Origin of the sequence: Nocardia sp. NPDC060220, from assembly GCF_042727815.1 — a bacterium.
Taxonomy (GTDB): Bacteria; Actinomycetota; Actinomycetes; order Mycobacteriales; family Mycobacteriaceae; genus Nocardia.
Map to the genome: position 1 here is coordinate 1 of NZ_JBHWZY010001207.1, position 1,593 is coordinate 1,593.

Annotated in this window: 2 protein-coding genes; both read left to right on the forward strand. The window is 67.8% G+C overall.

Annotated elements, in window-relative coordinates:
• Positions 1 to 232: ABC transporter permease (locus tag ACFWF3_RS35325; RefSeq protein ID WP_379318470.1), on the forward strand; the 232-nt coding region annotated here is incomplete at its 5' end.
• Positions 233 to 241: 9 nt separating this feature from the next.
• On the forward strand, positions 242 to 1,593 hold a 1,352-nt coding region (locus ACFWF3_RS35330; RefSeq protein ID WP_379318472.1), incomplete at its 3' end, for an MCE family protein.

Sequence of the window (1,593 nt, forward strand, 5' to 3'; positions counted from 1 at the left end):
GTTCCTGCTGGGCGGGGACGTGTTCTATTCGATCTTCAAAGTAGTGGTGTTCGTCCTCATCGCGGCGTTCATCCAGTGCTACTACGGCTTTGTCGCCTCCGGGGGCCCCGAAGGCGTCGGGGTCGCGGCGGGCCGGGCCATCAAGATGGTCATCGTCGTCATGGTCTTCACCAATCTGTTTCTCACCCTTGCGATCTGGGGCATCGACCCCGGATTCCGGATCTCGGGATAGGTCGATCGAATGATTCTCGATCTCAGCGGCCGCGGCCCCAAACCCCTGCAGCTCACGCTCGCGGGACTGGCGGTGATCACCGCGTTCGCGGTCGCTCTGTATCTGCTCGCACTGCGCTACAACGGCGAGTTCGAGGACACGGTGGTGGTCGGCGCCGACCTCACCAGCACCGGCGACGGGCTACCCCAGCGTGCCGACGTGAAGTACCGCGGCATGCTGGTCGGCTCGGTCGGCTCGGTGGAGATGGTCGCCAAGGGCGAACGCCAGCACGCCACGCTGGAGCTGAAACCGGGCCTCGCGCAGACGATTCCGAACACGGTCACCGTGCGCGTCGTACCCGACAACATCTTCGGCGTCTCCTCGCTCCAGCTCGTGGACAACGGGGGGACCGCCGAGGGGCTGCGCGAGGGCGCGACCATCCGCGAGGACACCAGCGCCGCCACGATTGCGCTGCAGTCCACACTCAACACACTGCGCGATGTGCTCGCCACCATCCAGCCCGAGAAGCTCGGCCGGGTGCTGGCCACCCTGTCCGCCGCGCTCGACCCGAGCAGCCGCGTGCCGGGTTCCACGGTGGAGCGCCTGGATACCTGGCTCACCACAGTCCACCAGATCCCCGAAATCGGCCACCTGCTCGGCAATTTCGGTCAGGCGGCAACGGCACTGAGCCAGTCGGCACCGGAGCTGGTCGGAGTGCTGGCCGATTCGGTGACCTCTGCGCGCACGCTCAACGAGCACCGCACCCAGTTGGTGGAGCTGCTCACCCAGGGCAATTCCACCATCGAATCGGTCAACGCCCTGTTCGCCGCGAATCCCGATTCGGGCAAGGAATTGGTCTCCGGCCTGGACCAGCTGCTCGGTGGCATCGCCAAGGATCCCGGCGCGCTCCAGTCGACGGCGGCCAACCTCAACACGTCGTTCCGCAGGTTGCAGCAGGTGTTCAACTTCGGCCCGCGCAAACAGATGACCTGGCGCATGGACGTGACGTTCACACCCTTCCAGCAATACACCGCGAAGGACTGCCCGCACTACGGTGCGATGGCCGGGCCCCGATGCGGCGGACCGTCCGTGCCCGAAGTCGCACCGCCGCAGGAGTATCCGGCACAGATGCTGCCGAAGCGCCTCGAGTCCGCCGGACCGGCACCGGTACTGCCGATTCCCGGTCTGCCCGCGCTACCGAGCATCACCGTGCCGACGGTGCCCGGCCTGCCGACGATTCCGGGTCTGCCCGCCATTCCGGGACTGCCCGCCATCCCGGGGATCACCGCGCCCGCCGCATCCCACGATCCCGCGCCCGCCGCCACCCCGGCGGCGCAGCCTCGGCTGAGCGGCATCGCCGCGGTGTCGGCGCTGGTCGGCGG